Raw genomic sequence first — 22,737 nt, 5'->3', positions numbered from 1 at the left:
TCCTATGCGCCCGGCGTCAAATCCGGGTCAGCGGTTGTGCACACCTGCTTGTATATTCCTCCAAATGCGGATCTCTGACCTGCTGGCCATCGAGGAGCTGCGCCTCACGCTGCTCGCCGGCGACCCCGCCCGCGAGTTCAGCACCGTGCACATCACCGACCTGCCCGAGCCCGGGCGCTACCTGGGCGGCGGCGAGCTGGTCCTGACCGGGCTCATGTGGTGGCACGAGCCCGGCGACTCGGCGCGTTTCGTGGCCGCGCTGGCCGAGGCCGGCGTCGCCGCGCTCGGGGCCGGGCAGGCCTGGCTCGGCCACGTGCCCGGCGACCTGGTGACCGCCTGCAGGGCCGCCGGGCTGCCCCTGGTGGAGGTGCCGACCGAGGTGTCCTTCCGCACGCTGGCCGAGCTGGTCGTGCCCCGCCTGTCCGGGGACGTCCGCGAGGCGCTCGGCAGCCACCGCAGGCTCGTCGCGGCCATGGCCGAGGGCGCGGACCTGCCCGAGCTGTTCCGGCTGACCGCCGCCGAGCTGGGCGTCACCGGCGCCGTCGTGTCCGCGTCGGGCGAGGTCCTCGTCGGCGCGGCCGACGACCCGGTGCGCCTCGCGACGGCGTACCTGACGGCGCCCCGGCTGCCCGCGCTCGCCGGCGCCACCACGGTCTTCGCGGTCGGGCGCGGCCACCGGGCCGCGGGCTGGGCGCTGGCCTGCGACGGCGACCTGCTCGGCCGGGCCGACGTCGGCTACGAGCTGGCCGCCTGCGTGGCGCTCGAACGCAGCCGGATGGAGGAGGGGCGCAGGGTGGAGCGTCGCCTGGTCGAGCAGCTCGTCGCCGCCGCGCTCGCCGGGGCCGGCCTGCCGGAGCTGAACGCCAGGCTGCGGACGTGCGGCATCGGCGCGGCGGAGCCGTACACGATCGTGAACGCCACCGTGTCCGGGCGGGGCGTCCCCGGCCCGTCCGCGCTCGGCGGCCGGGTCGTCGAGGAGCTGCTCGGCCGCGAGGCGGTCGCGGCGGTGGTTCCTGCGGTGGACCCGGGGGCGGAACCAGGGGTGGGGCCGGAGGCGGACCCGGGAGTGGACCCAGCGGTGGATCCTGCGGCGCGGGCGGAGGGCGCGGTCGCCGTGGTGCCGCTGCGCGAGCGCACCGCCTCCGAGGTCGCCGGCCGGCTGCGCGCCGGCGTCCGGGTGCTGTCCGCCCTGCCGGACACGCGCGTCAGCGTCGGGCTGAGCGGCGCCCTGACCGGTGCCGCAGCCGTCAAGGGCGGCGTCGAGGAGGCCCGGCACGCCAGACGGCTGGCCGAGGCCCGCGCCGGCGGCGTGGTGACCAGCGACGAGATTTACACGCACGCGCTGCTGCTGGCCACCGTGCCGGCCGACGTGCGCCGCTCGTTCACCGCCCGGCTGCTGGCGCCGCTGCTCGACTACGACCGCACGCACCAGTCGGAGCTGGTGCGCACCCTGCGCGTCTACCTCGACTGCGCCGGCTCGTGGAACGCCTGCGCCGAGCGGCTGCACGTGCACGTCAACACCGTCCGCTACCGCGTCCGCAGGATCGAGGAGCTGACCGGCAGGGACCTGTCGGCGATGGCGGACCGGGTCGACTTCTTCCTCGCGCTCAGGGACACGGGCCCGCCGCGCTAGCGGATCAGACCTGGTGCAGCGCCTCGTGCACGGCCGCCTGCTCCTCCGCGAGCCGCCGCTCCCAGCGCGGGTTGCCGAGCGCGCCGCCGAAGCCTGCGGCCTCGGTCACGCAGGCCAGCGCCCGGTCCGGCCGCCCCATGACCCGGTGCGTGTACGACAGCCCGACCAGGCAGCGCAGTTTCCCGATCCGGTAGCCGACCAGCGTCATGAGCTCGGAGGCTCGTACGAGCTGCTCCAGCGCCTCCTCCGGCCGGCCCATGGCGAGATGGGTCTCCCCGAGCCCCATGCGGATCTGCGCCTCATGGGTGAGGTCGCCTGCCTCCTGGGCGTCGTCGAGCGCCGCGTGGAGGGGCTCGCACGCCTTCTCGGGACGCCCTGCGCCGCAGTGGGCGTTGCCCGTCATCAGCAGCGCGTAGCGGATGCCCACCCGCGAGCCGATGCTCCTGGCCAGGGCGAGCTGGCGTTCCGCCCACGGGAGCGCCTCGTCGAAGCGCTCGCCCGAGATGTTCACGACGGCGAGGTTGCCCATCGCGCGCTGCTCGCCGAAGGCGTCGCCGCGGCGTCTGGCGATCGCCAGCGAGGCCCGCAGATGGGCGACGGCCTCGTCGGTGCGGCCCGTCATGCGCAGCGCGTTGGCGACGTGGTCGTGGGCGAGCTGCGCGTTCGTCTCGTCGCCGAGCCGCTCGCTGACCCGCAGGGCCTGCGTGTTCAGCGCGAGCATCGTCGTCATGTCGTAGGTCCGCTGCTGGTGCCAGGCGAGGCCGAACGCGAGGTTGATCCCCAGCCTGGCGATCGCCTCGTCGGGAGAGCCCATGGCCTGGGCGGCCGCGGCGACCAGGATGGGCTCCTCCTCGTAGAGCCACGCCTTGGCCTCCTCGAAGCCGGAGACCTGATGGGGAACCGCGTCCACGGGGGCGGCGGTCTGCACGCGGTGCGGGTCGATGACGCTGCTCGCCAGCCGCGCTGAGGCCGCGTAGTAGGAGAACACGCGGATGAGCGCGTCCGTGGCGCCGTCCGGCCGCAGCTCGCCCGCGAAGAGGCGGACGAGGTCGTGCAGCTGGTAGCGGCCGTGGCCGGCGCGGTCGAGCAGGTGGGCGTCGACCAGGCGTTCCAGCCCCGGCTCCGCCTCGGCGGGCGGCACGCCGAGCAGCGCGCCCGCCACCTCGGCGGTCGCTTCCGGTACGTGCAGCAGGCCGAGCAGCGCGAGGATGCGCGCGGCCTGCCGGTCGACGGCCCGGCGGCCGCGTTCGAGCGCGGTGTGGCCGGCCGCCAGGCTGGACCGCACCGCCAGGTCGCCCACGGCGAGCTCGTGCAGGCGCCGCCGCTCGTCGCTGAGCCGGGCGGCCAGCGTCGCCACGGTCCAGTCGGCACGGGCGGCCAGGCGCGCGCCCGCGATCTTCAGGGCCAGCGGCAGGCCCTCGCACAACCGGACCAGGCTCGCCGTCTGCCCAGCGTCCGCCGCCACCCGGCCCGCGCCGGCGAGCCCGGCCAGCATCGTGGCCGACTCCGCGTGGGACATGCGGTCCAGCTCCAGCTGGAAGTAGTCGTCGCCCCACGTCATGGTCTCGCGGCTGGTCACCAGCAGCGAGTTGCCGAACGGCGTGGCCAGCAGCGGCCGGATCTGCGCCAGGTCCCCGGCGTCGTCGAGCAGCGCCAGCACCCGCCGGCCGTGCAGGCGGCTGCGCCACACGGCGGCCGCCTCGTCGAGGTCGGAGGGCACGGCGTGAGGCGGCACGCCGAGCGCGCGCAGGAAGCGGCCGAGCACCTCCAGGGCGGTGAGCGCGGGCAGTTCGGGCGTGGCGGCCCGGCAGTTGACGTAGAGCTGGCCGTCGGGGAACCGCTCCTCCACCAGGTGGGCGACCTGCACCGCCAGCGCCGACTTGCCGACGCCCGGCGAGCCCGTGATGATCACCAGGGGAGCGGGCGGCGCGTCGTGCCCGGGCGCCAGCCGCTCCTTCAGCCGGCCGGTCTCATCCGCCCTGCCCACGAACACCGCCAGCCGCCGGGGCAGCTGGTGCGGCGCCGGCGGCGAGAGCGGGGCCGTGTCGGCGCGCAGCACCATCTCGTGGCACCTGCGCAGCCCCTCGCCGGGGGACAGGCCCAGCTCCTCGGCGAGGACGGCGCGGCCCTCCTCGAAGGTCTCCAGGGCCTCCGCCTGGCGCCCCGAGCGGAAGAGCGCCGTCATGAGCAGCTCGCGGGCCCGCTCGCGCAGAGGGCGCTGGCGGGTCAGGTCGCGCAGCTCCTCGATGATCTCCGCGTGGCGGTCGAGGCGCAGCAGGCTCTCCGCGCGCTGCTCGATCGCCGACACCCTGAGCTGCTCCAGGCGGTCGCGTTCCTGCTCCACGAACGGGCCCGACAGGCCGCTCAGCGCGATGCCGCGCCACATCCGCAGGGCCTGGTCGAGAGCGCGCACGGCCTGCAGGTCGTCGCCGCTCCGCTGCGCCTTGCGTGCCTCGGCGACGCGCTCGCCGAACAGCACCGCGTCCACCTGCCCTGGCCGCAGTCGAAGCACGTATCCGGCGGACGTGCCCGACAACAACCGCGAGGGCTCGCGGCGGCCGCGCGAGGGCTCGAAGGCGCGGCGCAAGCCGGAGATGTAGGTGTAGACGCTCTGCTCGGCGTTGCGCGGGGCGTCGTCGCCCCAGATGCCGGAGACGAGCCGGTGCATCGGGACGGGCCTGGCGGGGACGGAGGCGAGCAGTGCGAGTGTGACCTGTTGCCGGGCGGGGCCGAGATCGATGGGCTCGGCCTGCCGCTCACCGGTGACCGCGCCGAGCAGGCGGATGTAGATCTCTTCGCTCACGCGACCTCCCCGCTCCTTGATCGCCCCGAGCCGGCGTCGTCGAAGCGATCACTGTAGATCAAATGTAGACGGCGCCGGATAAAATCCTGGATCAAGGCCGGGCTGGAGGAACACTTCGGAGCGGGGTCGAGGGGCACACATGACGAGGGCGTGCCTCATGGTCCCGGGGAGTTGTCGGGAGCGAGGTGCGGTGTACGCGCCCCCGACGCCGGGAGTGTGCCCCTCTGGCCGGGCGACCTCAGCAGCAGTCGCTGGAATCCTGATTGGCTCCGACGGGGGACATTTCGGCACTCGCGGCCGTAACATTGCCCGCAAGGGCCGCAGCGACCATCATCGCGGTGACCAGTGCCGACAGGGCAATACGCATACGCATGGGGGTTCTCCCTCGCCTATGTGGGGGTTGCTCGGACTATATCTTCTCAGGGAGCGACGACTGTGACCACATCTGACCTGGTCGGACTCCGCATCAAGACAGTTCGGCGACAACGCGGCCTGTCACAGGCACAGCTGGCGCATCCCGAGTTGTCGGACAGCTACGTCTCGTTGATCGAGAGTGGCAAGCGTACCCCGACTCCTGCCGTTCTGGAGCTCTTGGCCCAGAAACTGGAGTGTTCGTTGTCCTATCTGATCAACGGTGTGACCGCCGAGCAGATGGAGGACATCGAGCTGGCTCTCGGTTACGCACGGTTGGCGCTCGAGAACGGCGAGGTCGCCGAGGCCCGCACCCGGTTCCGCGAACTGCTGGCCAACAGCAACCTGACAGGATTGCCCACACTTCGTCAAGACACCGAATTCGGGCTGGCCCTCGCCACCGAGGCGGCCGGCGACCTCGACGAGGCGATCTCCATCCTCCTCGGGCTCCGCGAGGAGGAGCTGTCGCCCGAGCGGCGCATCGAGGTCGCCATGGTGCTGTGCCGCGCCTACCGCGACAGCGAGCGGCTGACCGAAGCCGTCACGGTGGGGGAGCAGATGCTGGGCGGGAGCGCCCGCCTGCCGTGGACCGATCCGCTCGTCGAGCTGGCCGCGACCCTGCTGTCGGCCTACATGCACCGGGGCGACCTGCTCCGCGCCCGCCAGTTCGCGGCCGAGCTGCTCAACGCGGCCGACGCGCTCGGCACGCCACGCTCCATTGTGGCCGCCAACTGGATGGCGTCCAACGTCGCCTACAACACCGGCCACAACGAGGAGGCGCTGTCCTTCGCCGAACGGGCCATGGCGGTGCAACTGGAGAACGGCCATCCGCGCAGCGTCGCCAGGATGCGCCTCGCGCTCCTGCAGCAGCGGCTCAAGGCACGGCCCGCCGAGGCCGGCGCCGTGCGCGACGAGCTGCGCGCGACGGTCGCCGAGTTCGAGCAGACCTCCACCAGCACGATCGACAAGGCCCGGGTCCACGTGGAACTGGCCTACGCCGAATACATGACCGGCGACCTCGACAAGGCCGTCGAGCACGCCAAGATCGGCAGAGGCCTGGTCCCCGAGTACGGGCACGTGCTGGGCGCCGAGGCCAACCTCCTGCTCGGCCGGGCCTACGGCTCCGTCGGGCGCTCCGCCGAGGCCGCAGGTCACGTGGCGTCGGTGCGCGACTGGCTGACCCCGCTGCCCGACTCCCGCCGCTCCGCCTCCACCTGGCTGGCCACGGCCGAGACGATCGAAGAGCTGGGCGACGCGGAGGGGGCCGTCGAGGCCTACCAGCGGGCGCTGGCCTGCGCGGGTCTGTAGGCGGCACCGGCCCGTCCAGCGGGCCCATACATCGGGGTCCGGACCGGGCAGCGGCGTCGGTAGCCTTGAAGGTGCCATGAAGAGATCCTCGTTCGCGGCGCTCGCCGCGATTCTCACCGCCGCCCTGCTCGTGTCCGGCGCCGCTCCCGCCCTGGCCCACGACGCGCTCAAGAGCAGCTCGCCGGCCAAGGGCGCCGAGGTCAAGGCCCTCGACGAGGTCGAGCTCGAGTTCACCGCCAAGGTGCGCATGCCGTTCGTGATCGTGCGGGGGCCCGGTGACGACCAGCACCAGCTCGGCAAGCCCGAGCTGGACGGCGCGGTCGTGCGCCAGGCGGTCAAGGGTCCGCTGCCCGACGGGAAATACACGATCGCCTATCGCGTCGTGTCCTCCGACGGCCATCCGATCGAAGGGGAGATCCCGTTCCGGGTCGAGGGGGCGCAGACGCCGTCCCCCGGTCCCAGCCCCAGCCAGGAGGCGGCGACGAGCCAGGCGCCCGCGCCCGCGAGCAGCGTCGCGTCCGAGCCCGCCGCGCCCGCGGCCTCGTCGCCGGACGCCGAGCAGGCGTCGGCCGGGCAGGACGCCATGTTCCCCGTCTGGCTGATCATCGTGATCGGCGCGCTCGTCGGCATCGGCATCGGCTTCCTGCTCAGCGCGCGGAAGAAGAAGCCATGAGCCGGGCGGCGCGTCTCGCGCTCGCCGGCGCGGGGGCCGCGATCGCCGCCCTGGTGATCGGCATGATGGCCGGAGGCAGCGCCTTCCCCAAGATCATTCCCGGGCTGCCCGACGCCGGCGCGGTCGTCAGGTGGGGGCTGCCGCTGTCCAAGCTCCTCATGGACGCGTCCGGAGTGCTCACCGTCGGCCTGCTGCTGATGGCCGCCGCGCTGCTGCCCAACGACAAGGGCGTGCTCGGCGGGACCGCCGTCGACTACGTCAAGGCCAGCTCGTGGTCGGCGCTGGCATGGGCCGGGTCGGCGTTCCTCGCGATCCTCTTCGGGGCCGCGGAGTCCATCGGCAGGACCGTGCCGCAGATCCTCGAGCGCACCATCCTGACCAGCTACGCCACCCAGACCACGCAGGGTGTGGCGCTGACGCTCGTGGTGCTGTTCGGGGTGGCGATCGCGCTGTTCTCCCGCGGCGCCATCACGGCGGGAGCCGCCGCGGGACTGCTGGTGTTCGCGCTGGCGACGATGTTGCCCGCGCCGCTGACCGGGCACAGCGCCTCCTCGCCCAACCACGACCTGGCCACCTCGTCGGTGGCGCTCCACCTGCTCGCCCTCGCCCTGTGGGTGGGCGGGCTCGTCGTGCTGGCCGCGCACGCGCTGCGCCGTCAGCCGCAGCTGGAGGTGGCCGCCGCCAGGTTCTCCCGGATGGCGGTGTGGTGCTACGTCGGCGTGGGGTTGTCCGGGCTGTTCAGCCTGGTGGCGCGGCTGGGCGCGGTCTCCGACCTGTGGACGTCCGAATACGGCCTGCTGGCCGTGGCCAAGATCGTGGCGTTCGTGCTGCTCGGCTACGTGGGCTACTGGCACAGGCAGCGCACGCTGGCCGACCTCGCGGCCGGCCGGCCCCGGGCGTTCACCCGGCTGGCGGGCGGCGAGACGCTGCTCATGCTCGCCACCGTCGGGCTGGCCGTGGCGCTGTCGCGCACGCGGCCGCCCGAGGTCGTCGTGCCCGCCGACCGGGCGTTCGAGCTGCTGGGCTTCCCCATGCCGCCGGAGCTGTCGCTGGCGAACGTGTTCACGCTGTGGTGGCTCGACCTGTTCTTCGCCGTGGTCGCCGCGGTCCTGGCCGGGCTCTACGGAGCCGGCGTCTACCGGCTGGCACGGCGCGGTGTCGCCTGGTCGTGGGGCCGCACCGCGTCCTGGTTCTTCGGCGTGGCGCTGCTGGTGTTCGCCACGCAGAGCGGGCTGGCCCGCTACGCCAAGGTCATGTTCGACGTGCACATGATCGAGCACATGACGCTCTCCATGGTCGTGCCGATCTTCCTCGTGCTCGGCGGGCCGGTCACGCTGGCCCTGCGCGCGCTCAAGCCCGCATCGAAGAGGGGCGATCGCGGGCCGCGGGAGTGGATCACCACGATCCTGCACAGCCGGTTCACCAAGGTCGTCACGCACCCCCTGGTGGCGACCTCCATCTTCGTGGCGTCGACGTACGCGCTCTACTTTACGCCGCTGTTCGAGTCGGCCATGCAGGAGCATCTCGGGCACATCTGGATGACCCTGCACTTCCTCATCAGCGGGTGCCTGTTCTTCTGGGTGATCGTCGGGGTCGATCCGGGGCCCCACCGGCTCCCGCACGTCTGGCGGCTGCTGATGCTCTTCGTCACCATGCCGTTCCACGCGTTCTTCGGCATCGCGCTGATGATGATGGGCGCGGTGATCGCCTCCGGATGGTACGAACAGCTCGGCCGCCCCTGGGGCGACACGCTGCTGCAGACGCAGCGCGACGGCGGGGCCATCGCGTGGGGGTTCGGCGAGATCCCGACGCTGATCGTGCTGCTGGCCATCGCGGTGCAGTGGTATCAGGACGACGACCGGCAGGCACGGCGCACCGACCGCAGGGCCGACCGCTCCGGCGCCGGAGACCCGGAGCTCGACTCCTACAACGCCTATCTCGCCCGTCTCAACCGTGCTGACAAGGGCGAGTAGCCGTTCGGACACGGCCTTCTATCTTCTCCGTCCGCGCCACAGGACCGCCGGGTAGCCTGACTTCCAGGGGAGACGGGCATAACCTCATTCGCTGGCATACGCAACCTTGAGGGGGGATTGCGTGCCGCGCGGTTGGGAGCGCCGGAGTGGGGTGCGGCGCGAGCCCGGGGTGCCAAGAGAGGCGAGACCATTGTCGGAAGAGACGCGGATGCGCGGGGGGCAGAGCCTGGCCGAGGCGCTGGAGGCCTGCCTCATCGAGTGGTCGGAGCGCACGGGGATCGAGGTCGAGACCTGGGCGCTGCCCGCCACGGACGTGCCGTCGCGCGTGACACGCGGTGTCATGGCCGCGATGGGCGAAGCACTGTCGAACGTCGAGCGTCACAGCAGGGCCAAGACCGTCTCCATCGCCGTCACCGCGGGCAGGAGCGGGCTGCGCATGACGGTCAGCGACAACGGCAAGGGTGATCCCGCGCCGCTGACGGGGCGCGGGATCGCCAGGATGCGGGCGGCCTTCGCGGAGATCGGCGGGAGCCTGTCGGTCAACAGCGTGCCCGGAGAGGGCACCACGGTGACCGGGGTGGTGCCCATGCGCCGGTGACGGTGCCTCGGAGCGCGGTCAGGGCAGGGTGAGGATCTCACTGCCCGTGTCGGTGACGACGATCGTGTGCTCGAACTGGGCCGTGCGCTTGCGATCCTTCGTGACCGCGGTCCACTTGTCGGGCCAGATGTCGTAGTCGATGGTCCCCAGCGTCAGCATCGGCTCGATCGTGAACGTCATCCCGGGCACCAGCTCCACCCGCAACGACGGGTCGTCGTAGTGGGGGACCATGAGGCCGGAGTGGAAGCTCGTGCCGATGCCGTGGCCGGTGAAATCGCGCACGACGCCATAGCCGAACCGCTTGGCGTACGCCTCGATGACGCGGCCCACGACGTTGAGCTGCCGCCCCGGCGCGACCGCCTTGATCGCGCGCGTCATCGCCTCGCGCGTGCGCTCCACCAGCAACCGCGACTCCTCGTCGACCTCGCCCACGAGGTAGGTGGCGTCGGTGTCGCCGTGGACGCCGCCGATGTAGGCGGTGATGTCGACGTTGACGATGTCGCCGTCGCGCAGGACGGTGTCGTCGGGGATGCCGTGGCAGATCACCTCGTTGATCGACGTGCACAGCGACTTGGGATAGCCCTTGTAGCCGAGCGTGCTCGGATAGGCGCCGTGGTCGATGAGGAACTCGTGGCCGATCCTGTCGAGCTCGTCGGTCGTGACGCCCGGCCGGACGTTGTTGCCGACCTCTTCGAGCGCCTGGGCGGCGATCCTGCCCGCCACCCGCATGCGCTCGATCATCTCGGGGGTCTTCACGTCGGACTCGCCGGTGGTGGGGCGCTTCTTGCCGACGTACTCCGGCCGCTCGATGTGGGCGGGGACCTTTCGCATGGGCGAAACTCGCCCTGGCTGGAGCAGTGTCGTCATGAAACATGAGTCTACGGGGCAGAATTGACCTCGTGAGCGAAGGCCAGTGGTGGTTCTGCCTCAAGCACATGAGGGTCGAGCCCGACAAGGGGTGCCCCAACAAGGACCGGATGGGGCCCTACGCGTCCGAGCAGGAGGCCGCCGGGGCGCTGCAGCGTGCCGCCGACCGCAACAAGGCATGGGATGAGGCCGACGAGGAGGACGACTAGGGCACGACCGCGTAGGCCCTGACGGGGAACGTGCCGAGGCCGGCGACCATCGGCGGCGCGGCGTGGAAGCGGAAACCCTCGTCGGGCAGCGCGCCCAGCCCCGTCAGGTGCTCCACGACGGGGATCCCCGCGCGCAGCAAGATCGAGTGGGCGGGGCGTTCGCCGTGCGGCGGGGTGTCGTCGATGTTGAGCGAGTCGATCCCGACCAGCGCCGGGCCCTGCTCCGCCAGCCAGGCCGCCGACTCGGGGGCCAGGTGCGGGTGGCCCTGGGCGTAGGCGCCGGTGCCGAAGTGGCGGTCCCATCCCGTGTGGATCAGCACGGCCCGGCCGCGTACGTCGAGTGCCCGGTCGAGGGTCACCGCCCGCTGCCTTCCGGCCCGGATCACCAGGCCGGGAAGGTCGGCCAGTTTCGTCAGCGGCACCCGCGCGAGGTCGTCGCCGCCGGCGTAGCGGTGGTACGGGGTGTCCACGTAGGTGCCGGTGTTGGCGGCCAGCGTGATCACGCCGATGTGGAACTCCGTGCCCGGCGCGTACAAGCTGCGGGAGTCCTCCCGGCTCAGGTGCACCCCGAGCTTCGGAGCGGGGATGCCGGGATAGGTGGTCATCCCCTCGACGATGCGGTGGCTGAGCTCGACGATCACGCGGCGCCTCCTACTAGTCGGTCATCTGAGGGCCGCTGACCTTCTCCAGCAGCCGGGCCAGGCGTTCGCGCAGACCAGGACGCCGCTCCACCTCGCCGGCCGCCGCGCTCACCAGGTGCTGCGCGCCGTCGAACGACACCAGCCCGCCGCGCGGCACCGCGATCGCGTCATGGGCGAGGCCGGTCAGCTCGGCGTCGCCGCCCTCGATCGCCAGGATCGTCGCGCCCGTGCGCCGCGCGTCGTCGACGCGTTCGAGCAGCGGGACCGGGGCCTGCTCCTCGGCCAGCACGAACAACGTCTCGCCCCGGGCCGCCCGCTCCAGGCGGTCGAGGCCGACACGCAGGTGGGGAGGAGCGTCGGCCGGCGGTGTCCAGCGCACCAGGGTGGGTGAGAGCTGCGTCAGCCCGGAGTATCGGGCCTCGTCGCTGAGATGCGCCGTCAGGTGCCAGGGCTCGTCGTCGGGAGGGCCGACCAGCAGCAGGCCTCCGGGCGAGCGGGTGGCGCGCAGGGCGAGCCCCAGCTCGCGCGCGCGGTCGATCCAGCCGGTGTCGGTCAGGAGCTCGCGCAGGAGTGCCACCGATCCTGAGTCCATTCATCCATGGTGCCTGACGTCGTACTTCCGGGGTGGCTGATTCGGGAGTGGCGTGCGGACACGAGGTGGATTTATCGGTCGAATCGGGCCTTGACAGGGGGTTACTTGCGAGTAACGATCGGGCTCGCGGCGCCGCCGTCCCCGAGCGTGTGATCCTCAAGGAGAGGGGCGGCACATGACCTTTCGAGTCCGCGTCAGCATGTCAGTGATCCTGTTATCGATCATGTCTCTCATCGCCGCCCCCGCCCGCGCCGCGACCCCCGGCGACGTGGTCTCGGCCCAGCCCACCACCGTCTACCTGCTGCCGGGCAGGCTGCTCGAGGTGCCGGTCAACGCCTGGCACGTCCTCTACCGCTCCACCTCCGCCACCGGCTCGCTCAACACGGTCTCCGGCACGCTGCTCGTGCCGAAGGGCCGCTACCCGTTCGGCACGCGCCCGATCGTCGGGTACGCCGTCGGCACCCACGGGCTGGGCGACCAGTGCGCCCCCTCCGCCGCCATGAGCCAGGGCCGGGAGGCCGAGCTCGCGCTGGTGAGCCTGTTCCTGCTCAAGGGGTTCGCGGTGGCGATGACCGACTACGAAGGGCTCGGCACGCCCGGGCCGCACACGTACATGGCCGGGATCTCGCAGGGGCACGCCGTCCTCGACTCGATCAGGGCGGCCACCCGCGTCCCCGGCTCCGGGCTGTCGAGCCGGGCGCCCGTCGCCGTCATGGGCTACTCCCAGGGCGGCGCGTCCGCCGGCTGGGCCGCCCAGCTGCAGCCCGCGTACGCGCCCGAGCTGCGGCTCAAGGGCGTCGCGGCCGGCGGCGTCCCCGCCGACCTGCACGCCGTGGCGAACCACCTCGACGGCGGCGACGACTTCGGGCTGGCCGCGGCCGCCGGTGTGGGCCTCGACGCCGCCTACCCCGAGCTCGGCCTCGAGGCGGACCTCAACGACCGGGGCCGCGCGCTGCTCGCCGACGCCGCCGACGACTGCGTGGGCGACCTGGACAGGCTGGCCGGGCTCCGCTTCTCCGACCTGAGCCCGATCGACCTGCTCGGCCAGCCGAAGTGGCAGGCGCGCCTGGCGGAGAACCGGCTCGGGTCCGCGGCCCCGCAGGTGCCGATGTTCCTGTACCACGGCACCGGGGACGAGATCATCCCGCTGTCGGTGGGATCGACGCTGCGCTCGGCGTACTGCCGGGCCGGGGTGACCGTGCGCTGGGTGTCGCTGCCCGCGCCCGACCACGTCACCGGGGCCGTCGAGGGCGGGCCGCTGGCCATCGAGTGGCTGGCGCTGCGGATGTACGGGCTGCCCGCGTCCGGCAACTGCTGACCCGCCGGGCCGTGCTCACCGGCGCTCCTTCACGCCGGGCTCGCCTGCGGCGAGCCCGGCTGCCGGTCCGGCGGGGTGGAGCTGGCATGATCTGGCTATGACTGACGTTAACGGGCTTTCCATCGGCATCCTCGGCGGCACCGGCGACCAGGGCAAAGGGCTGGCGCGGCGGTTCGCGCTGGCGGGGCATCCGGTGCTGATCGGGTCGCGCAGCGCCCAGCGAGCCCAGGAGGCGGCCGGCTCCATCGGAGCGGGTGCGACGGGCGACGAGAACGCCGCCGTCGCCTCCCAGGCGGACCTCGTGATCGTCGCGGTGCCGTACGAAGGGCACAAAGCGCTGCTGGAGTCCCTGCGCGCCGAGCTGGCCGGCAAGATCGTGGTCGACTGCGTCAACCCGCTCGGGTTCGACAAGCAGGGGGCGTACGCGCTGCCCGTCGAGGAGGGCAGCGCCGCGCAGCAGGCCGCCGCGGTGCTGCCCGACAGCCGGGTGGTGGCGGCCTTCCACCACGTGTCGGCCGTCGTGCTGATGGACCCGTCGGTGGAGAAGGTCGACCTCGACGTGCTGGTGCTGGGCGACGACCGCGAGGCCACCGGCACCGTGCAGGCCCTGGCCGAGGCCATCCCGGGAGTGCGGGGCGTCTATGGTGGACGGCTGCGCAACGCCTGCCAGGTGGAGGCGCTGACGGCCAACATCATCTCCGTCAACCGCCGCTACAAGGCGCACGCCGGACTGCGCATCACCGACATCTGACCGGCGGCGGGCGCGCGCCGGGTTCCGGCTCAGAGCCAGCCGGCGTCCTCGGCGATGCGGATGGCGTCGATCTTGTTGCGGGCGCCCGTCTTGGTGATCGCCCCGGTCAGGTAGTTGCGTACGGTGCCGGGTGACAGGTGCAGGCGGGAGGCGATGTCCTCGGCGGACGCGCCTCCGGCCGCCTCTCTGAGCACGGTCGACTCCCTGGGCGTCAGCGGGCTCTCCCCGTATTCCATGGCCGACGAGACCAGCTCGGCGTCCAGCACGCGCAGCCCCGCGGCGGTGCGCCTGACGGCGTCCGCGAGCCGGTCGCCGGGGGCGTCCTTGACCAGGAACGCCTCGATGCCGGCGGCCAGCGCCCTGCGCACGTGCCCGGGCTGGCCCATGGCGGTGAGCACGAGGATCCGGCAGGACGGCAGGCGCTCCCGCAACGCCGCGGCGGCGGTGATGCCGTCGACGACCGGCAGGTCGATGTCGACGACGGCGACGTCGGGGCGGACCTCCATGGCCCTCGGCACGATCTCGTCGCCGCGGGTGACCTCCGCGACCACGTCGATGTCGGACTCGAGGCCGAGCAGGGCGGTGAGGGCGGCGCGGATCATGTGCATGTCCTCGGCCAGCAGCACCCTGATCATGCCGCGACCTCCACGGCCAGCAGGAAGCCGCCGGTGCCCGTCGAGGTGGCGGCGCAGGAGCCACCCGCCTGCGCGGCCCGCTCCGCCAGGCCCGTGAGCCCGCCGCCACGCGGCTCCGAGCCGGCCGGCGCGCCGTCGTTGGCCACTTCGAGGCGGAGCGTCCCGCCGTGCAGCGACGTGGTGATCGTGCAGGTCGTGGCCCTGCTGTGGCGCAGGACGTTGGTGACCCCCTCGCGCACCGCCCAGGCCAGCGCCTCCTCGGAACGCCTGGGGAGCGGTACGTCGGCCAGGTGCGCCTGCGCCGCCACCCCGGAGGACTCCAGCAGCGCCACCGCCTTGTCGACCTCACCGGCCAGCGACAGCGCCCGGTAGCCCTTGGCCACCTGCCGCACGTCCTTGGCCGCCTCCCTCGCCACCTGCACCAGCTGCCCCACCTCCGTGCGGGCCGAGCCGGGGTCGCGGTCCATGAGGCGGGCGGCCAGGTCGCCCTTGAGCGCGATCGCGGTGAGGCTGCGGCCGAGCCCGTCGTGCAGGTCGCGGGAGATGCGCAGGCGTTCCTTCAGCACCGCGGCGTCCGCCAGCTCGGCCCTGGCCTCCTCCAGCGCGACCGTCACCCGGACGAACCGCACCAGCGCGTACGTCATCGCGCCCGTCGTGGGCACGGTGACCACGTAGAAGGCGACGATCACGGGCACGGCCCCGCTGAGGGAGAGGACGGCGCCCTCGTACACCATCATGAGCCCCACCAGCGCGCCGCCCCAGCGCAGCGGCAGGAACACCAGCAGGGTTCCGGCCAGCATCGGGGCCGCCACGGCCGACCAGCCGCCGGGCAGCAGCTCGGGCAGGTAGGTGGCGACCGCCTGGAGGACGAGCGTGAGAGGGAAGAGCGGCGGGCGCCCATCGCGCAGCGCCGCCCGCATGTTGACGGAGTAGGTGGTGACCACGGCCGTGATCGCGATGGCGGCCAGCACGCCGTAGCCCGCGCCGTGCTGGAAGTAGAGCAGCGCGATCATGGTGTAGGCGCATGCGACGCCGACGATCAGCCCGGTCGCGAGCCGCCTGGCGGATGACGAGACCACGGGCACGATTATGACCTGCGCGGCTCCCAGCGGAACCACAGCCGGATCGCGGCCAGCCCGGCCAGCGTCCACCCGGCCAGGACCAGGAGGGGCACGACGAGGTCGCCGGTCCTGACGGCGTCGACGACGGCCGTGGTCGGCAGCAGGTCGAGGGCGGGACGCAGCCATGCGGGCACCGGGACGGGGCCCATCGCGCCCGCGGAGACGCCCGCCACCAGGAACACCGGCGTGGTGAACGCCGCCGCCAGCTCCGCCCGCGGGATCGCGGCCGTGTACGCGGCGCCGAGCAGGGACAGCACGGCCGAGCCCGCGATGGTGACGGTGGCGAAGGCGAGGGGGTTCGCGGGCATCGGAACGTCGGCCACGAGGTGGACGGCCAGCGTGCACAGCGCGATCACGGCCACGGTCTGGGTGGCGGTGCCGGCGATCTGGCCGGTGAGGATCTGCGCGTCGGTCAGCCGGGTCGCCCGCAGCCGTTTGAGGACGAGCTGGTCGCGGCGGGCGGCCAGGGCGACGGCGACGTTCATGAACGCGGTGATCGCCAGCAGCAGCGCGAGCGCGCCCTGGAAGATGTGGGTGGCGGCGGCGACGCCGCCGGAGGTCACGTTCCGCATGAGGGCGGGCATCCCCACGGCCAGCCCGACGGGCGTGATCACCGAGGCGAACACCATGGACTTGTCCCGCCAGAACAGGCGGGTGCCGAGACGGTAGGTGGCGGTCAAGCTCATCGGGCGCTCCCGGACAGGTCGAGGAAGAGGTCTTCGAGGGTGGCCGTGCGGACCTCCAGGCCGGTCAGGCGCACGCCGCGCGACGCGGCCCAGCTGAGCAGCGTCTGCGCGGCCAGGTCGGGATCCTCGGCGCGGCAGACGGCGTTGCCGCCCTCCAGGGTGACCGGCAGCGGCAGGTCCGCGGGACGGACCTGGGCGGGCATCCGGAACGCCACCCGCCCGCTCCGCGCCGCGAGAGTCTCGGCCATCCCGCCCGAGGCCACGATCTCGCCCCTGTCCATGATCGCCAGGGCGGAGGCCAGGCGCTGCGCCTCCTCGAGGTAGTGGGTCGTCAGCAGGACCGTGGTGCCCTGCCCGGCGAGGTCGCGGACGACCTCCCAGGTTCGCGCCCGCGCCTCGGGGTCCATGCCGGCCGTCGGCTCGTCGAGGAACAGCACGTCGGGGCGGCCCAGCAGGGCGAGCGCGAGGTCCAGCCGGCGCTTCTCGCCGCCGGAGAGCTGGCGCACCTTCGTACCGGACCTGCCCGCCAGCCCGGCCAGCTCCAGCGCCTCGTCGCGCGGGCGGGGCACGGCGGTGAAGTCACGCCAGATGTCGACGGTCCGGGCGACCGTCAGGTCAGGGAAGAACCCGGCCTCCTGCAACATGATCCCGACGCGCTGTCGCGCGGCGGCCCTGTCGGCCCAGGGGTCGAGGCCGAGCACCCGCACCGTGCCGCTGTCGGCGCGCTGGAAACCCGCGAGCACCTCGACCGTCGTGGTCTTGCCCGCGCCGTTCCTGCCGAGCAGCGCGAAGATCGCACCCTCGGCCACCTCGAACGAGACGTCCTTCACCGCGGGGAAACCCTGGTGGCTCTTGCTGAGCCCGGTCACGTCGATCGCTGTCATGGATCCGACTATCGCCGGACCCGATCGCGGACGGCAGTGAAGAATTCACGACTTTCCGGAGAGCTTGAGCAGCGCGTCGGTGACGCCCTCCGGGTCGATCACCTGGTGCAGGTGCCGGCCGGGCAGGCGGGTCACGGGCCAGCCGCGCCGCGCGGCCTCCTCGGCGATCGAGTCGTACGGCGGGCCGTACCACAACAGCGAGCACCTGACGTCGTCCCACCCCGCGGGCACGGGCAGGGACTGCGTGTAGTAGTCGAGCGGCAGCCGTGGTTGCTCCGCCGCGACCCGTACGCGTACCGCCGGATCGGGCAGCAGGGCCACCACGTCCTCTTCGTCCCACCAGTCGGTCCAGCGCGGAAGCATCCCGTCGGGGCCCGCGAGGTCGCGCAGGAACGGCAGGAACCCGTCCTCGGCGACCTTGACCGGCCCGTCGCGCGGCGGGAGGCCCGCGTCGGCGAACACGCAGGCCACCACCTGCCCGTCGAGCCCTTCCTTGATCAACGGCAGGTAGAGCCCGGCGTTGCTGTGCCCGGCCAGCACCACGCTGGTGCCGGGAGGGGTGGCCGCGCGCACCTTCTCCACCACCCGCGGCCAGTAGGGCGCCTCTCCCGCGGTCACGCCGGTCAGGTCGGGCACCACCGCCGCGTGCCCGCGGCGCTCCAGCGACTCGGCCACGGGAGCCCAGGTCGAGGGCCCGACCGCTGGGCTGTGCACGAGTACGAAGGTCGTTTTCATGACCCCACCCTGTCAGATGACCAGGGTCCGATGGGAGACCGATTTGTCCGAATTCTTGAAGACGTCCCAGGCCGCTGCCAGGGTGTTCACCGCCCGCGAAAGGCCGTCCTCGGGACTGCGCGCGGTCGCGCCCGCAGCCTGGCGGCGAGCAGCGAGTACGGCGGCCCGCGTCCCGGCGGATCGACGGGGTCATCATGGCCGGCCTCTCCGGAGCGATTCCGGCGCATGGGCTCTGCCGTGGAGTCCCTTTTATGGGCGATCCTTAACCTATGAGCGAATTCCGACCTGAAACGCGGGCCGTGCACCCGCCACAGCCGGCCGTCGAGGGCAGCCGCCCGATCAGCGTTCCCATCTATCAGACCTCGGGGTTCGTGTTCGATGACCCCGCCGTGATGGCCACGTCGATGGGCCGCCCCGACGGCGCGTTCGTCTACGGGCGTTACACCAACCCCACCGTCCGCTCCCTCGAACTGGCCGTCTCCGGGCTCGAAGGCGGCGCCGGAGCGGTGGCCACCGGATCGGGCATGGGCGCGATCAACACCGTCCTGCTCGCCCTGCTCAAGCCCGGCGACCACATGGTGGCCCAGCGATCCCTCTACGGGGGGACCGCCGCCATGCTCAACGAGCTGACGGGCAGGTTCGGGATCGCGGTCACGTACGTGCCGGAGAACGACCCCGCGGCCCTGCGCGCCGCCGTGCGGCCCGAGACCAGGCTCGTCTACCTGGAGACGATCAGCAACCCGATGACCCTCGTGGCCGACCTGCCCGGGATGTGCGCGGCCGCACGCGAGCTGGGCATCCTGTCCGTGGTCGACAACACGTTCGCCACGGCCATGCTCTGCCGGCCGATCGAGCACGGGGCGGACGTCGTGGTCCACTCCACGACCAAATATCTGTCCGGGCACACCGACGTGGTCGGCGGGCTCGCCGTCTTCGCCGACGCGGCACTCTACGAGAAGGTGTGGCACTTCTCGATCGAGCTCGGGGCCTCGGCCGACCCGTTCGCGGCCTGGCTGACGCTGCGCGGGCTCCAGACGCTGGGACTGCGCATGGAACGCCACTGCTCCAACGCCCGTCACCTGGCGGTCCGGCTCGCCGAGCACCCCGCCGTGACGGCGGTGCACTGGCCGGGGCTCGCCTCGCACCCTTCGTACGAGCTGGCGGGCAAGCTGCTGCCGGGGTTCGGCGGGGTGTTCGCGTTCGACCTGGCCGGCGGGCGGGCGGCCGGTGAGAAGTTCATGAGCTCCGTACGCCTGGCGCTGCTCGCCCCCTCGCTGGGCGGCGTCGAGACGCTCATCCTGCACCCCGCCACCACCTCGCACCGGTCGCTCAGCCCGGAGGAACTGGCGCGCAGCGGCATCGGCGAGGGCACGGTGCGCATCGCGGTGGGCATCGAGCACCCCGAGGACCTGTGGTCCGACATCGCCCAGGCGCTGGCATAGGGTCGGGTTCTGCGATCAGATCCGCAACGACGAACAAGGGGACACCGTGACCACCGTCGCCCACGAGCACGTGCTGGCCGCCGCCAGGAGGATCGGCGGCCTCGCGCTCCGCACCCCGGTGCTCGAGATCTCGCCCGGGCTGTTCTTCAAGCTCGAGCTGCTCCAGCACTCGGGGTCCTTCAAGGTGCGCGGGGCGTTCAACCGCATCCTGTCGGCGGGCGAGCTGCCCGCGGGCGGAGTGATCGCGGCCAGCGGCGGCAACCACGGGCTCGCGGTGGCGTACGCGGCGCGAGAGCTGGGTGTGCGGGCCGAGATCTTCGTCCCCGAGGTGACCAGCCCGGTGAAGGTGGCGGGGCTGGAGGCGCTGGGCGCGCACATCACGCAGACCGGCGCCATCTATGCCGAGGCCGCCGAGGCCGCCGCCAAACGCGCCGCCGAGACCGGCGCGCTGGCGGTGCACGCCTACGACCAGCCCGAGGTGATCGCCGGGCAGGGCACCACCGGGCTGGAGATCGTGGAACAGACCGGTGGCGTGGACACGGTGGTGGTGGCCGTCGGCGGCGGCGGCTTCGCCGCCGGCGTCACGCTGGGCACCGCGAGCACGGCGGGCGGTTCCGGCGCGGGACCGCGGATCGTCGCCGTGGAACCCGAGCGGATCCCGACCCTGGCGGCGGCGCTGCGGGCGGGCCGGCCGGTGCCCGTCGAGGTGAGCGGCGTGGGGGCCGACGCGCTGGGCGCCAGCAAGATCGGCGGCCTGGCCTTCGAGATCCTCTCCGGCCCCAGGGTGGAGAGCGCGCTCGTGACCGACGAGGCCATCCTGGCCGCCCGTCGCACTCTCTGGCAGCGGCACCGGATCGCGGCCGAGCCCGCCGGCGCGGCCGCGTACGCGGCGCTCCTGTCGGGCGTCTACGCACCGAGCCCGGGGGAGCGGGTGGGGGTCGTCGTCTGCGGCTCCAACACCGATCCCGCCACCCTGGCCGCCTGACTGCCCGTGAGCCGCCCCCGCCCCGACAGGAAAGCGCCGGTGCGCCGCGGTCAGCGGTAGGTGTGCTCGGGCGCGGGGAAGGCGCCGGATGCGACGTCGGCCGCGAAGGCGCGGACGGCGCGGTCCATCTCGGCGGCCAGATCCGAGTACTGCCTGACGAACTTGGCCGGCCGCGGCGTCAGTCCCATGAGGTCCTGCCACACCAGCACCTGCGCGTCCGTCGACGGGCCCGCTCCGATGCCGATGGTCGGGATCGCGAGCGACGTCGTCATCCGCTGCGCCAGATCGGCCGGCACGCACTCCAGCACCACCGAGAACGCGCCGGCCCCTTCCAGGTCCTTGGCGTCCGACATGAGCTCGTCCCCCGCCTGCCCGCGGCCCTGGACGCGGTAGCCGCCCATGACGTTGACCGACTGCGGGGTCAGGCCCAGGTGCGCCATGACCGGGATGCCCGCCGAGACGAGCGCCTCGACCTGGGGAACGACCCGGCGGCCGCCCTCCAGCTTGACCGCGTGCGCGCCCGCCTCCTTCATGAAGCGCGCCGCCGTCTCCAGCGCCTGCCGCGGGGAGGACTGGTACGACCCGAACGGCAGGTCGGCGACCACCAGCGCGCGCGACGACCCGCGTACGACGGCCGCCGTGAGCGGCAGCAGGTCGTCGACCGTGACGGGGAGCGTGGAGTCGTGGCCGTAGACGACCATGGCCGCCGAGTCGCCCACCAACAGGACGGGGATGCCCGCCGCGTCGAACACCCTCGCCGTCATCGCGTCGTAGGCGGTGACCATGGGCCACCGCTCTCCGCGCTCCTTGGCGGCGACGAGGTCGCGGACGGTGACGCGGCGTCCGGCGGCGCCGCCGTACAGCGTGGTTGAAGAGGACATGTGTCATCACTCCAGAAAGGTCTCGAGGCGCCCCGGCGGCGTCCCCGGACTCCTCCGATGATGGCACGCGCGGAAAACGAGTGGCAGAACTGTCGGTGCCTCTTGCCAGAATCAGCGCGGAGGTAACGAACACCATGGCTCTTGACCCCTACCGGCGCCTGCTCAGGATTCCGGGTCTCCCCACGTTGCTGCTGGTGGGGCTGCTGGCGCGCATCCCGTCCACGGCGGTCGGCATGGCGCTGACCCTGCACGTCGCCACCACGCTCGATCTGGGCTTCGCCAAGGCCGGGCTGGTCACCATGGCCAGCACGATCGGCATGGCGATCGGCTCGCCCCTGGCGGGCAGGTTCGTCGACAAGCACGGGCTGCGTCCCGTGGTCGTCGTCACGACCGTGGCGCAGGCGGTGTTCTGGGCGTGCGCGTGGGCGCTGCCGTTCCCCGTCCTCGCCGTGGCGGCGGCGGTGGCGGGGCTGCTGGGGCTGCCGGTCTTCAGCGTGACGCGGCAGTGCCTGGCCGCCATGGTGCCCGAGCCCCAGCGGCGCAGCGGCTTCGCGCTCGACTCGATGCTGGTCGAGCTGTCCTACATGACCGGTCCCGCGCTCGCGGTGGCCGGCGTCACGACGCTCGGCAGCGGCCCGACGATGGCCGTCATCGGGCTCGGGGTGACGTCGGCGGGGGTGGGGCTGATCGTGCTCAACCCGCCCACCCGCTCGGCCGACGAGATGGCGGAGCAGGCGGTCAAGGTGCCCAGGAGGCAGTGGGTCACGCCGGCGTTCGTGGCGCTGCTCGGCACGGTCGCGGCGGCCACGTTCGTGCTCACGGCGGCCGAGCTCGCTCTGGTCGCCACCATGGAGCACGCAGGCCAGACAGCGTGGGTCGGGCTCGCCGTGGCTATCTGGGCGGTCTACTCCCTGATCGGTGGTTTCCTGTACGGTGGCCTGTCCCGCGGCTTCTCGCCGCTGGTCCTCATCGGAGCCATGGGCCTGCTGACCGTCCCCGTGGCGTGGGTGGGCGGCGGCTGGCACTGGCTGGTCCTGGCGTTGCTGCCCTCGGGCATGCTCTGCGCGCCGTCCCTGTCGTCCACCGTCGACGTGCTCAGCCGCTGGGTGCCCGCAGGGGCGAGGGGAGAGGCGATGGGCTTCCACGGCACCGCGCTGCTGGTGGGCGGTGCCGTCTCGGCGCCGATCGCGGGGGCCGTCATCGACGGGACGGGTCCGGCCTGGGCGTTCGCCGTGGCCGGCCTGGTGGGGGTGGCCACGGTGATGATCGCCCTCCCGTTCTGGCGCCGCCGCCCGATGACATCCACCGCGCTGAGCCGGTCCGCTGCGCCGCGGCCGGAGGGCGGGTCCGCGGCGGCGGTGGAGGGGACGTCCGGCGTGCAGGGACATGAGGTCGTCCGGGCACTGGAGAACGACGCCTCGCTCACGCCGATGGGGGAGCCTCCGGTCCTGGTGGAGGACGCTCCGCTACGTCAGGAAGGACCCGCCGCACTCACTTGAGCAGGTCGTCGCGGGTCCGCGTGGTCGCACGTGAGCGGGCGCGGTCTGATCGGGGGTGTTCGGCGGGTTCCCACGCGCCTGCGACGCCCCGG

The 22,737-nt window shown here is 72.8% G+C and carries 21 protein-coding genes; 11 read left to right on the top strand and 10 right to left on the bottom strand.

The genetic code is table 11. The annotated features are described in order from the left end of the window. Positions 1 to 64: 64 nt before the first annotated feature. The gene (locus ACZ6SA_RS15045) at positions 65 to 1,633 is read left to right on the top strand and encodes a helix-turn-helix domain-containing protein (protein ID WP_347642509.1); all 1,569 of its coding nucleotides are present in this window, start codon (positions 65 to 67) and stop codon (positions 1,631 to 1,633) included. A gap of 4 nt (positions 1,634 to 1,637) precedes the next feature. Here the strand turns inward: ACZ6SA_RS15045 and ACZ6SA_RS15040 are convergent, their stop codons facing one another. Continuing rightward, a complete protein-coding gene (locus tag ACZ6SA_RS15040) occupies positions 1,638 to 4,436 on the bottom strand; it encodes an AfsR/SARP family transcriptional regulator (RefSeq protein WP_465828346.1) in 2,799 nt (932 codons plus the stop codon). A 435-nt stretch (positions 4,437 to 4,871) separates the two neighbouring features. Here ACZ6SA_RS15040 and ACZ6SA_RS15035 point away from each other — a divergent pair, with 435 nt between their 5' ends. The 4 genes from ACZ6SA_RS15035 to ACZ6SA_RS15020 all read left to right on the top strand — a co-directional run bounded on the left by ACZ6SA_RS15035 (position 4,872) and on the right by ACZ6SA_RS15020 (position 9,399). Then, the gene (locus tag ACZ6SA_RS15035; protein WP_347642512.1) at positions 4,872 to 6,155 is read left to right on the top strand and encodes a helix-turn-helix domain-containing protein; all 1,284 of its coding nucleotides are present in this window, start codon (positions 4,872 to 4,874) and stop codon (positions 6,153 to 6,155) included. Between the two features lie 76 nt (positions 6,156 to 6,231). Continuing rightward, complete coding sequence (locus ACZ6SA_RS15030) at positions 6,232 to 6,828, top strand: copper resistance CopC family protein (RefSeq protein WP_465828344.1); 597 nt, start codon at positions 6,232 to 6,234, stop codon at positions 6,826 to 6,828. Then, on the top strand, positions 6,825 to 8,801 hold the full coding sequence (locus tag ACZ6SA_RS15025) for a bifunctional copper resistance protein CopD/cytochrome c oxidase assembly protein (RefSeq protein ID WP_347642514.1): 1,977 nt from the start codon (positions 6,825 to 6,827) through the stop codon (positions 8,799 to 8,801). The genes ACZ6SA_RS15030 and ACZ6SA_RS15025 overlap by 4 nt, the downstream gene beginning before the upstream one ends. Positions 8,802 to 9,009: 208 nt before the next feature. Further along, positions 9,010 to 9,399 carry a sensor histidine kinase gene (locus ACZ6SA_RS15020; protein WP_347642515.1) on the top strand — a complete coding sequence of 130 codons (390 nt, stop codon included), beginning with the start codon at positions 9,010 to 9,012 and terminating at the stop codon, positions 9,397 to 9,399. Positions 9,400 to 9,417: 18 nt separating this feature from the next. Here ACZ6SA_RS15020 and map read toward each other — a convergent pair whose 3' ends face one another. Beyond that, complete coding sequence (gene map, locus ACZ6SA_RS15015) at positions 9,418 to 10,266, bottom strand: type I methionyl aminopeptidase (protein ID WP_347642516.1); 849 nt, start codon at positions 10,264 to 10,266, stop codon at positions 9,418 to 9,420. Positions 10,267 to 10,298: 32 nt separating this feature from the next. Between map and ACZ6SA_RS15010 the strand changes: the two genes are divergently transcribed. Continuing rightward, positions 10,299 to 10,475, top strand: a complete 177-nt coding sequence (locus tag ACZ6SA_RS15010; protein WP_347642517.1) for a hypothetical protein — start codon at positions 10,299 to 10,301, stop codon at positions 10,473 to 10,475. Here ACZ6SA_RS15010 and ACZ6SA_RS15005 read toward each other — a convergent pair. Together ACZ6SA_RS15005 and ACZ6SA_RS15000 are read right to left on the bottom strand one after the other, a co-directional pair. Further along, the gene (locus ACZ6SA_RS15005; protein WP_465828341.1) at positions 10,472 to 11,116 is read right to left on the bottom strand and encodes a cyclase family protein; all 645 of its coding nucleotides are present in this window, start codon (positions 11,114 to 11,116) and stop codon (positions 10,472 to 10,474) included. The two genes, ACZ6SA_RS15010 and ACZ6SA_RS15005, sit on opposite strands and share 4 nt — an antisense overlap. Positions 11,117 to 11,129: 13 nt before the next feature. Beyond that, the gene (locus tag ACZ6SA_RS15000; RefSeq protein WP_347642519.1) at positions 11,130 to 11,708 is read right to left on the bottom strand and encodes a hypothetical protein; all 579 of its coding nucleotides are present in this window, start codon (positions 11,706 to 11,708) and stop codon (positions 11,130 to 11,132) included. 175 nt (positions 11,709 to 11,883) lie between these two features. Here ACZ6SA_RS15000 and ACZ6SA_RS14995 point away from each other — a divergent pair, with 175 nt between their 5' ends. Then, positions 11,884 to 13,026, top strand: coding sequence for a lipase family protein (locus ACZ6SA_RS14995; protein ID WP_465828339.1), 1,143 nt, complete (start codon positions 11,884 to 11,886; stop codon positions 13,024 to 13,026). 97 nt (positions 13,027 to 13,123) lie between these two features. Next, complete coding sequence (npdG, locus tag ACZ6SA_RS14990; protein ID WP_347642521.1) at positions 13,124 to 13,777, top strand: NADPH-dependent F420 reductase; 654 nt, start codon at positions 13,124 to 13,126, stop codon at positions 13,775 to 13,777. 29 nt (positions 13,778 to 13,806) lie between these two features. Here npdG and ACZ6SA_RS14985 read toward each other — a convergent pair whose 3' ends face one another. Genes ACZ6SA_RS14985 through ACZ6SA_RS14965 form a run of 5 tightly spaced genes read right to left on the bottom strand, consistent with a single transcriptional unit; the run spans position 13,807 to position 17,838 of the window. Continuing rightward, entirely contained in the window at positions 13,807 to 14,412 is a 606-nt protein-coding gene (locus tag ACZ6SA_RS14985) for a response regulator transcription factor (protein ID WP_443151926.1), read from the bottom strand. Continuing rightward, the gene (locus tag ACZ6SA_RS14980) at positions 14,409 to 15,491 is read right to left on the bottom strand and encodes a sensor histidine kinase (protein WP_347642523.1); all 1,083 of its coding nucleotides are present in this window, start codon (positions 15,489 to 15,491) and stop codon (positions 14,409 to 14,411) included. Before ACZ6SA_RS14980 ends, ACZ6SA_RS14985 begins: the two co-directional genes overlap by 4 nt. An 8-nt stretch (positions 15,492 to 15,499) precedes the next feature. After that, positions 15,500 to 16,219: an ABC transporter permease gene (locus tag ACZ6SA_RS14975; RefSeq protein ID WP_465828337.1), complete on the bottom strand. Its 720-nt coding sequence runs from the start codon at positions 16,217 to 16,219 to the stop codon at positions 15,500 to 15,502. Beyond that, positions 16,216 to 17,103: an ABC transporter ATP-binding protein gene (locus ACZ6SA_RS14970; RefSeq protein ID WP_347642525.1), complete on the bottom strand. Its 888-nt coding sequence runs from the start codon at positions 17,101 to 17,103 to the stop codon at positions 16,216 to 16,218. Before ACZ6SA_RS14970 ends, ACZ6SA_RS14975 begins: the two co-directional genes overlap by 4 nt. A 45-nt stretch (positions 17,104 to 17,148) precedes the next feature. Further along, on the bottom strand, positions 17,149 to 17,838 hold the full coding sequence (locus ACZ6SA_RS14965) for an alpha/beta fold hydrolase (protein ID WP_347642526.1): 690 nt from the start codon (positions 17,836 to 17,838) through the stop codon (positions 17,149 to 17,151). A gap of 269 nt (positions 17,839 to 18,107) precedes the next feature. Here ACZ6SA_RS14965 and ACZ6SA_RS14960 point away from each other — a divergent pair, with 269 nt between their 5' ends. Together ACZ6SA_RS14960 and ACZ6SA_RS14955 are read left to right on the top strand one after the other, a co-directional pair. Continuing rightward, the gene (locus tag ACZ6SA_RS14960) at positions 18,108 to 19,280 is read left to right on the top strand and encodes a trans-sulfuration enzyme family protein (RefSeq protein WP_465828334.1); all 1,173 of its coding nucleotides are present in this window, start codon (positions 18,108 to 18,110) and stop codon (positions 19,278 to 19,280) included. Positions 19,281 to 19,326: 46 nt separating this feature from the next. After that, positions 19,327 to 20,265 (top strand): serine/threonine dehydratase, encoded by a 939-nt coding sequence (locus tag ACZ6SA_RS14955; RefSeq protein WP_465828332.1) that lies wholly within the window; start codon positions 19,327 to 19,329, stop codon positions 20,263 to 20,265. Positions 20,266 to 20,315: 50 nt separating this feature from the next. Here the strand turns inward: ACZ6SA_RS14955 and panB are convergent, their stop codons facing one another. Next, positions 20,316 to 21,146 (bottom strand): 3-methyl-2-oxobutanoate hydroxymethyltransferase, encoded by an 831-nt coding sequence (panB, locus tag ACZ6SA_RS14950; protein WP_347642529.1) that lies wholly within the window; start codon positions 21,144 to 21,146, stop codon positions 20,316 to 20,318. Positions 21,147 to 21,280: 134 nt separating this feature from the next. Between panB and ACZ6SA_RS14945 the strand changes: the two genes are divergently transcribed. After that, positions 21,281 to 22,645, top strand: coding sequence for an MFS transporter (locus ACZ6SA_RS14945; RefSeq protein ID WP_347642530.1), 1,365 nt, complete (start codon positions 21,281 to 21,283; stop codon positions 22,643 to 22,645). Positions 22,646 to 22,737 lie beyond the last annotated feature (92 nt).

Source organism: Nonomuraea sp. NPDC049378 (assembly GCF_055586745.1).
Note: the sequence above shows the minus strand (reverse complement) of the source record. Positions and strands in the feature narration are given on the sequence as shown.